This window comes from Kitasatospora sp. NPDC050463, from assembly GCF_040655255.1.
In the GTDB taxonomy this organism is placed as follows: domain Bacteria; phylum Actinomycetota; class Actinomycetes; order Streptomycetales; family Streptomycetaceae; genus Kitasatospora.
The window spans coordinates 417-8468 of sequence record NZ_JBFAJO010000151.1 but is presented as its reverse complement, the minus strand read 5'-3'; the positions used below and the strand labels follow the sequence as shown (position 1 = coordinate 8468).

Here is an 8052-nt window from a genome sequence, read left to right as displayed (position 1 = left end):
AGGACCCCAAGCCGTTCACCTGGACCAAGACCGCCGATGAGATCCTCGACTCCCTCGCCCGCTTCTGCCGACGGATCTCCGGCGCAGGACACTAGAAGAGCACGGCGATCGCCGTTCCTCGCGGCGCTCGGACACGCGCAACGAGGACCAGCCCGCCGCTGACTTGTGGCGTTGCCCTCCCGGTGGGCGCTCGGCCCTGTCGGCTGACGAACGAATGACGACAGGCGTGGCGGGCGTCCAATGAGGAAGGTTCATCGTGATCCGTGCAGGTCACCGGGCCTGGTGTGCCGAGTCGCTGGGGTGCTTGTGCAGGTCACCGGGCCTGGTGTGCCGAGTCGCTGGGGTGCTCGGGCAGGTCAGCATGGTGATCGTGGCGGGGAGATCATCCGTCGCTCCGCAGCGGGTCGTGTTTCTGGATCTCCTGCGCGCTGCGTGGTCGTCCCCCTACTCTGCGAGCAGGCTGCGACGGCGGCTCGCGAAAGAGGGGACATGGTCCAGAACCCGATGGTGTGGCTGCTGGAACGCCGCGTCGTGCTGAGTGATCACGCCGAGCGGCTGCGCAAGCAGCTGGCCGACGTGGAGGCCGAGGTGGCCCGGTTGGAGATGGCCGAGATCGTCTACCGGCAGTACCAGGAGGATGCCGAAGCGGGGCACCCCGACGCCGAGGCCTGGGGGCAGGCGCTGGAGGAGGCCACCGGCGGCGCCCCGGCCGTGCCCGCGCAGGCCACGGTCGCGACGCCGGGCGCCGCGGGCCAGCTGCTGTTCGGCCCGCGCGGACCCGACAGCCGTGTCGAGGACCTGCCCGCCGACTACCGGGCGGTCATGGAGGCCGTCGCGGGCGGCACCGGCCCGTTGCAGGCCAAGGATGTGGCCCGCGAGCTGGGGCTGGATCCGGTTCCGGCGAGGGTGGAACCGGTGCGCGGGAAGCTGCGCAGGCTGGCCGAGCGCGGCTGGATCACCCGCACGCCCGCTGGACGCTACCTGCCCCGGTAGCCTGCCGGCCCTCCCGTGCGAGGGCCGGTTCTGCCCGTAACGTGCGTGCCCCCGGCGGGAGTTGGGCAACACGTGAAGAAGAACGCCAGCCCCGCCGGGGGCGACATCAGCCTTATCTCCCCCGTCCGCCTGCCGCTGTCCAGCTCGACGGTCAACCATGTGGCCTCGTTGATCCGCGGCCACCGCAAGCAGATCCGCTCGCGGTGGCGTGCGCTGAACGACGGGCGGATCGCCGTGATCGTGCTCGCCCACCTGCGCAACGACGAGCGGCTGGCCGACCTGGCCGGCGGCGCGTCGGTGTCGCCCTCCACGGTGCGACGCTGGGTGCTGGAAGTGATCGGCCTGCTGGCCGCCCGCTCCCCGCGCCTGGACCGCGCACTGGCCAAAGTGGTCAAGGACGGCGGGTGCGTGGCGCTACTGGACGGCACGCTGATCCGCACCCGACGCCGGACGGGTCGGGCGAACCGGAAGAACTTCTCAGGCAAGCACAAGGCGCACGGCCTGCTGCTTCTTGCGCTGACCGATGCGAAGGGGCGACTGCTGTGGGTCTCCTCGGCCCGCCGCGGCGCGTGCAGCGAGATCACGGCCCCCGCTACGAGAGGCTGTGCGCCCGGCTGCGCGAGTTCGAGCTGGGAGCGGTCGCCGACCTGGGCTTCGTCGGCCTGGACGACGGCGACGGCGAGCAGCCGGCGGTCATCACCGGGTTCAAGGCGAGCGGCGGCAAGCCCCTCGCCTCGCCGAAGAAGGTCGTGAATCGGCTGATCAGCAGCCTGCGGGCGCCGGTCGAGCACGGTTTCGCGAGCCTGAAGACCTTCCGGATCCTGACCAAGGTGCGCATGCACCCACGCCACGCGACCGCGCTGGTACGGGCCTTGCTGGTGCTGACGCACCACCAGGTGACACGGTGACGGACGATCTCCCCGCAACAATCACCATGCTGACCTGCCCGAGCACCCCAGCGACTCGTCACACCAGGCCCGGTGACCTGCACGAATCACGATGAAACTTCCTCAATGTATGGCCGGGCCAACTTCGACCTCCTACGCCGCCGCGTCCTCCTATCACCGTGATCCACCAGCCAGGACCCCTCAATCAGCGACAGAGCCAAGTTGTGTGACGCGGTCACGCTCTGCGACTGATCCGGGTGTGTAGCGGTGGTTGGAGATCGTCTGAAACTCGTTGGCCGGATTCGGAGTGGAGCCGACAGTCGGCGGATGTGAGGCGATCATGGTCCCCGCTGGGGGAGTTGCTGTTTCCGTCACTGCCGACGGTGGAGGTGACTGGCTGGGTGGGATGCGGGCGGTCCGGTGGTGAGGGTCGAAGGGCGGTCGACCGCGAGCGGGGCTCGTTGTCCGGGCTGCGGGAGCTGGTCGGAGCGTGAGCACGGTTTCTACCTGCGGTTTCCGTCGGACCTGCCGGCCGTTGGACGGCGGGTCGTCCTCGCTCTGCGGGTGCGGCGGTTCTCCTGCCGGGAGGCATCGTGCCCTCGGCGTACGTTCGTCGAGCAGATCGAGGGGCTGACGCGCCGTCACGGCCAGGCCACCGAGCGGCTGCGCGCGGCAGGTGCCGAGATCGGGCTGGCCCTGGCGGGGCGAGCCGGTGCGCGGATGGCCGGACTGCTGGGCGTGCGAGGCAGTCGCAGCACGCTGCTGCGGCGGGTGATGGAGCTGCCCGACCCTGACGTCGGGACACCGACTGCGGTCGGTGTCGACGACTTCGCCCTGCTCAACGGGCATGTCTATGGCACGGTGATCACCGACGCGGTAACGCATCGAGTGCTGGACCTGCTCCCGGAGCGCGACGCGACGACTCTCTCCCCGTGGCTGGCCCGACATCCACAGATCGACGTGATCTGCCGGGACCGCGCGAGCGCCTACGCGGAGGCCGCCAACGCCGCAGCACCACAGGCCCAGCAGGTTGCCGATCGCTATCACCTATGGGCGAACATGGTCCGCGCCGTCGAGCGAACCGTCATGGACCACCGCGCGTGCTTGAACAGCCTGCCGGCCGTCGATCCGGACCCCGAGCCGCAGTGGGGAGACCCCGCTGCCCACCGCGGGCAGCGGCGGTGACACAACCGACCCAGCCGGGCCGATGGCCGACCGGCGCCGTGAACACCACGCCCTGGTCCACCAGTTACTGGCCCACGACATGGGTATACGCGAGATCGCCCGCCATCTGGGCTGGGGCCGCCACACCGTCCAGAGATACGCACGAGCCAAACACTGGCAGGACCTGGTGAAAGGCCAGCGCCCCCGGTCGAGCAAGCTCGACCCCTTCAAGCCCTACCTCGCCCGGCGCTGGGCGGAGACCGGCGGGAAGATCACCGGCCTGGCGCTGCTCGAAGAGATCAAACAGCAGGGGTACCAAGGCAGTTACACAACCCTCAACACCTGGAAGCAGCACGAGCTGACCGCGCCGGACAGCGTCCCGCCACCGCCCCCGCCGCCCTCGATCCGGCAGGTCACCGGCTGGCTCACCCGCCACCCGGAGGCCGTCCTCGCCCGCGAACTCGGCCTCTGCTACACCTCGATGGCCCTGGTCACCGACCTGGACGCGGGCGTCGAGAGCGGCGAGGGCGTCACCCACGCCGAGGTGCTGGAGGTCTTCGCGCGCAACGTCGACCGGCTGCGCACCGTGCTGTTCAAGGCGCTGGAGAGCCTGCCCGGCACCCGGGACTGCGTCTGCTCGCACACCCTGGACGGGCTCACGACCGGCCTGCCGGGCGTCTGACGTCCGTCGTCGTCCCGCCGGGCGGCGGCCCGTTCGCGGTACGCGATTCCTCCCCTGTGCCCCTGTTCCGGCCGGAGGTCCCGAGTGTCACACTGCTTGTCGCAACCCGCCGATTGTCAAAGGCGGTTGGACGACCTGAGGGGGAGCGTCATGACCACCGGGGAACCGGAGGGGATGCGCATGGCCGAACAGGGGCAGGTCGACCCGGCGCGCAGCCAGGTGTTCGGAGAGGTGGCCGAGCTCTACGACGCCGCCCGCCCGGGCTACGCGGACGCGCTGGTCGCGGAGGTGCTGGCGTACGCGGCCCTGGGCGGCCGCGCAGCGGTGGAGGTCGGCGCCGGAACCGGAAAGGCCACGCTGCCGTTCGCCGCGCTGGGCACGCGGCTCGTGTGCATCGAGCCCGACCCGCGGATGGCGGAGGTGCTACGACGAAACACCGAACCGTATCCGGGCGTTCGGGTCCACGCCGGCCGTTTCGAGGAGTGGCAGCCGGACGGCCGCAGCTTCGGGCTGCTCCTCGCCGCGATGTCCTGGCACTGGGTTGACCAGCAGCGGCGTTGGGAGCTCGCCCATGCTGCCCTCGCCCCCGGCGGCGCGGTGGCACTGTTCTGGAACCCGCAGGGGATCCGCGATCCGGAGCTGCACGCCGCCCTGGCCGAGGTCGACCACCGTCACGGGATCACCGACTCCCCGCACAAGGACCTGACTTCGGCCTACGGTGAGGAAGCCGGGAACTGGGCCGGGCTGCCCGGCTGGCCCGAGGACGAGTGCCGCCGCGACGGCCGCTTCACCGACCTGCGTTCCGTCCGGTACCGGCAACAGCAGCACTACGACACCGACCGATACCTGGGATACCTGGCCTCGCTCTCGCGCTACCGCCTCCTCGCCCCCGACCGGCGCGAGCAGGTCCTCGCCGACACCGCCCGCGTCTTGGACGCCCACGGCGGCGGCATCGACATGGACCTCCTCAGCGACCTCTTCCTCGCCCGGGCGCGGTGAGTCGGGGGCTGTTCGGCGGGGCTGTTCGGTGGGGCTACTCGGCGGGGATTCCGCGGAGGAGGAAGGGGAGGTGGGCGCCGCGGGCGAGGGCGGTGAGGGCCTGGGTGGTGCGGCGGTGTTGCTCGGTGGCCATGACGTCGGGGAGCCGGGCCTCGGGGACCCAGTGCAGGCCGATGACGTGCGGGGGTGGCAGGTGGCGCGCGAGGGTCACCTCCTGGGCTCGGGTGAGACGGCCGCCCCAGTAGACGAAGTGGACGGCCTCGGGCAGGAGTTGGGCGTCGGTGTAGTCGGTGGCGAGCAGGCTGCGGAGGGGGAGGACGAGGCCGGTCTGGGTCTCGGTGTGACGGCGGGCGGCGAGGTGGGGGAGTTCGTCGCGCTCGGCGCTGCCGCCGGGGAGGGTGTGGCCGTTCTTGTAGGTGGCTGCGCGGTGGGCGAGGTCGCGGACGACTTCTCCGACCTCGGGCCTGTACGCGGGCGTACGGGGACGGCTGGGCATGTCGGCTCCAGTGGTAGCTCTGGGTTCCCGATCTCGACCGGGTGCGCTGCAACAAGGCCCTCGGCCTGCGCAGTCTCCCCAGCCAGGACTGGACCGTGAACCGGGCCTGGATGCTCACCTGCAACCTCGCCGCCGACCTGGACGCCTGGACCCGGCTGCTCGGCCTGCACGACGTCCCCGACCTGGCCGCCGCCGAGCCTGAAACAATGCGCTACCGCCTCTACCATCTGCCCGCGAAGATGACCCGTCACGCCCGCCGCCGCTGGCTCACCCTGTCCCGCACCTGGCCCTGGCGCGACGCCTTCACCACCTGCTGGCCGCGCCTCGGGGCGCTACCCGCCCCGAGCTGACCCGCCGCCAGTATCCCGACGAGACAGGAAGGAGCTGACACACAACCCCGGTGCCGTGGAACCCGGGCGCAGCCGCAGCGACACGCGAAGGCCCCACCCACGAACACGAGGGACGAAGGGGCGAATCGACGAGCTCGTCACCCGATCAGGAGCTCAGACGAATCGAGGCCAGCCCTTCCTGTGCCCCCGCCACCGATTCTCTCGGGTTCCGCAAAGTTCAGCCAATACCCTTTTCTTGCAACATAGTTGACGGACAGGTATCGGATGACCGGGGAAGGCGACGGCGGAGTGAAGGGCGTGATTCCTGTTGATTCTGAACCGCGGGCGCTCCGCCGTTCGGGTGATATGGCGTCACCCTGGTTGTCAAGCGTGTAGGGCAAATGGGTTACTGTATGCATCCGAACTGGTGGGCCGCCCATCCCTCCGCGGGGGAGTGGCAGTTGGCCTACCGTCGGCCTCAGGGCGACGTTCCAGGCTGGGTGCCGCAATGGGCACCCCTGCGGAGGACAGGATCCGCCAGCCGGTACTGCCCCGGCAGTACCGGCTGGCGCGGCGGACCACTTGGTGCGTCCCAAGGGCGCGGCATGCGAATCCGCGTCTTTTCGGACCGACTTTGGGCCGCAATGCGGGGCCCGGTTTCGGCTGCCGTCCAAGCCGCTTGCTTGACTGCCCACAGGGGCAGCGGGTTGGGCGACGTACTCCCTCACCACTGTTTCGATCGGCCTGAGCGGGAGGGCCATCCGCGTTCTCGGTGTCAGAGCGCGGGGCTCTTCCCAGGCCCGAAAGCCGATGTGGCCAACGTCGGCTGATCGGGATTCGGGCGGCCGCTGGGCCGCCGACTCCAGGCCCCGGCACCCGGCAGAAGGATCCGCGGCAGCGCGCACTGATCGCTGACGAGCGTCGGTGAAGTACTGGCTGCCGAGGACAGATCGTTCCCACGCACATCCAGTCAGTCTGATCAGGAGGCACAGCATGCCTATCAGCCCGAACCAGGGATCCACCGGCGGCGGGACCACGGTGACGATCACCGGCACCAACCTGTCCGGCACCACCGCCGTGAAGTTCGGCACCAAGTCGGCCACCATCACCGCCAACACCCCCACCGCGGTCACCGTTGTCTCCCCCTCGGGAGCCGGTACGGTCGGCGTCACCGTGACCACCCCGGGCGGGACCAGCAACCCGCTGTCGTTCTTCTACGTCGGCGCGCCGTTCAAGGCGTCCCTGAGCGACACCTCCGGAGCCACCGCGGGCGGGAACACCATCGCCATCACCGGCACCGGGCTGTCCACCGCGACCGCCGTCACCTTCGGTGCCAACACCGCGACCCCGACCGTGGTCTCCGACGGCCAGCTCAGCGTCACCGTCCCGGCCGGGGCCGGGGCGGGGGCGGTCAGCGTCAGCGTCACCACGGCCGGCGGCACCAACAACGGCTTCACGTACACCTACGTGGACGCGCCCACCGTCACCGCCGTGGCGCCCAGCTCCGGACCCACCTCCGGCGGTACCACGGTGACCGTCACGGGCACCGGCCTGTCCACCGTCCAGTCGGTCACCGTCGACGGCGTTGTGGCGCCGTTCGCCGTGATCAACGACACCACCGTGTCCGTCGTGACCCCGCCGGGGACCGCCGGCGCGGTCGACGTCGTGGTCACCACCTCCGGCGGTAGCGCCACCGTGGTTGGCGGCTTCACCTACGTGGCCGGCCCCGGCATCTGACACAGCGCTCTGATGCCCTGCACGTCAACCGGGCATCAGGGCGCCGAAGACGCCCGGGCAGGGGAAGACCCCGTCCTCTGCCCGGGCGCACCATCACCACCCTCCGGCTCCGAGCGACCTTCGCAGTCGACCCGGGGTCACCTCCCGAGAGGAGAGACATCATCAACCCGACCCAGAACGAGCACCTGCCGGCTGTCCCGTCGGCGGCTCTGGCCGCGCCGACCCTGACCGTTCTCAATCCGAATCAGGGGGTCAGCTCGGGAGGTACGTCGGTCACCCTGCTGGGGGGTGGCTTTACCGGGGCCACCGCCGTGAAGTTCGGCACGGTCAACGCCACATCGTTCACCGTTGCGTCGGACACGGTCATCACCGCGATCTCCCCCGCGGGCAGCGGCAGTGTCCAGGTGACCGTCACCGCGCCGGGCGGCACCAGCAACGGCCTGCCCTACACGTACACCGCCCCTCCCGCGCCCACCCTGACCGTTCTCAGTCCCAGTCAGGGGGTCAGCTCGGGAGGTACGTCGGTCACCCTGCAGGGGAGCGGTTTCACCGGGGCCACCGCCGTGAAGTTCGGCACGGTCAACGCCACATCGTTCACCGTGGTCTCCGCCGCCGAGATCACCGCCACCGCCCCCGCCGGCAGCGGGACGGTGCAGGTGACCGTCACCACGCCGGGCGGCACCAGCAACGGCCTGCCCTACACGTACACCGCCCCTCCCGCGCCCACCCTGACCGTTCTCAGTCCCAGTCAGGGGGTCAGCTCGG

General features: G+C 70.5%; 9 protein-coding genes and 1 pseudogene. 9 read left to right on the top strand and 1 reads right to left on the bottom strand.

The window, feature by feature from the left end:
• Positions 1–489 precede the first annotated feature (489 nt).
• The 6 genes and pseudogenes from AB0J08_RS40300 (at position 490) to AB0J08_RS40275 (ending at position 4725) form a co-directional block, all read left to right on the top strand.
• The gene (locus AB0J08_RS40300; RefSeq protein ID WP_360644737.1) at positions 490–993 is read left to right on the top strand and encodes a hypothetical protein; all 504 of its coding nucleotides are present in this window, start codon (positions 490–492) and stop codon (positions 991–993) included.
• Between the two features lie 72 nt (positions 994–1065).
• The gene (locus AB0J08_RS40295; protein ID WP_360644734.1) at positions 1066–1746 is read left to right on the top strand and encodes a transposase family protein; all 681 of its coding nucleotides are present in this window, start codon (positions 1066–1068) and stop codon (positions 1744–1746) included.
• Positions 1641–1901 carry a transposase family protein gene (locus AB0J08_RS40290; RefSeq protein WP_360644743.1) on the top strand — a complete coding sequence of 87 codons (261 nt, stop codon included), beginning with the start codon at positions 1641–1643 and terminating at the stop codon, positions 1899–1901. The genes AB0J08_RS40295 and AB0J08_RS40290 overlap by 106 nt, the downstream gene beginning before the upstream one ends.
• 399 nt (positions 1902–2300) lie before the next feature.
• On the top strand, positions 2301–3065 hold the full coding sequence (locus AB0J08_RS40285) for an ISL3 family transposase (protein WP_360644731.1): 765 nt from the start codon (positions 2301–2303) through the stop codon (positions 3063–3065).
• Between the two features lie 403 nt (positions 3066–3468).
• A pseudogene (locus AB0J08_RS40280) lies at positions 3469–3726 on the top strand (5'-methylthioadenosine phosphorylase); the annotation flags it as partial.
• A 150-nt stretch (positions 3727–3876) separates the two neighbouring features.
• A complete protein-coding gene (locus AB0J08_RS40275) occupies positions 3877–4725 on the top strand; it encodes a class I SAM-dependent methyltransferase (RefSeq protein WP_360644728.1) in 849 nt (282 codons plus the stop codon).
• A gap of 34 nt (positions 4726–4759) precedes the next feature.
• On the opposite strand, the gene AB0J08_RS40270 is transcribed toward AB0J08_RS40275, so the two are convergent.
• The gene (locus tag AB0J08_RS40270; RefSeq protein WP_360644725.1) at positions 4760–5221 is read right to left on the bottom strand and encodes an NUDIX hydrolase; all 462 of its coding nucleotides are present in this window, start codon (positions 5219–5221) and stop codon (positions 4760–4762) included.
• 41 nt (positions 5222–5262) lie between these two features.
• Here AB0J08_RS40270 and AB0J08_RS40265 point away from each other — a divergent pair, with 41 nt between their 5' ends.
• The 3 genes from AB0J08_RS40265 to AB0J08_RS40255 form a co-directional block, all read left to right on the top strand.
• On the top strand, positions 5263–5571 hold the full coding sequence (locus AB0J08_RS40265) for a transposase (RefSeq protein WP_360644722.1): 309 nt from the start codon (positions 5263–5265) through the stop codon (positions 5569–5571).
• 972 nt (positions 5572–6543) lie between these two features.
• On the top strand, positions 6544–7287 hold the full coding sequence (locus AB0J08_RS40260) for an IPT/TIG domain-containing protein (RefSeq protein ID WP_360644719.1): 744 nt from the start codon (positions 6544–6546) through the stop codon (positions 7285–7287).
• Between the two features lie 158 nt (positions 7288–7445).
• Positions 7446–8052: IPT/TIG domain-containing protein (locus AB0J08_RS40255; RefSeq protein WP_360644740.1), on the top strand; the 607-nt coding region annotated here is incomplete at its 3' end.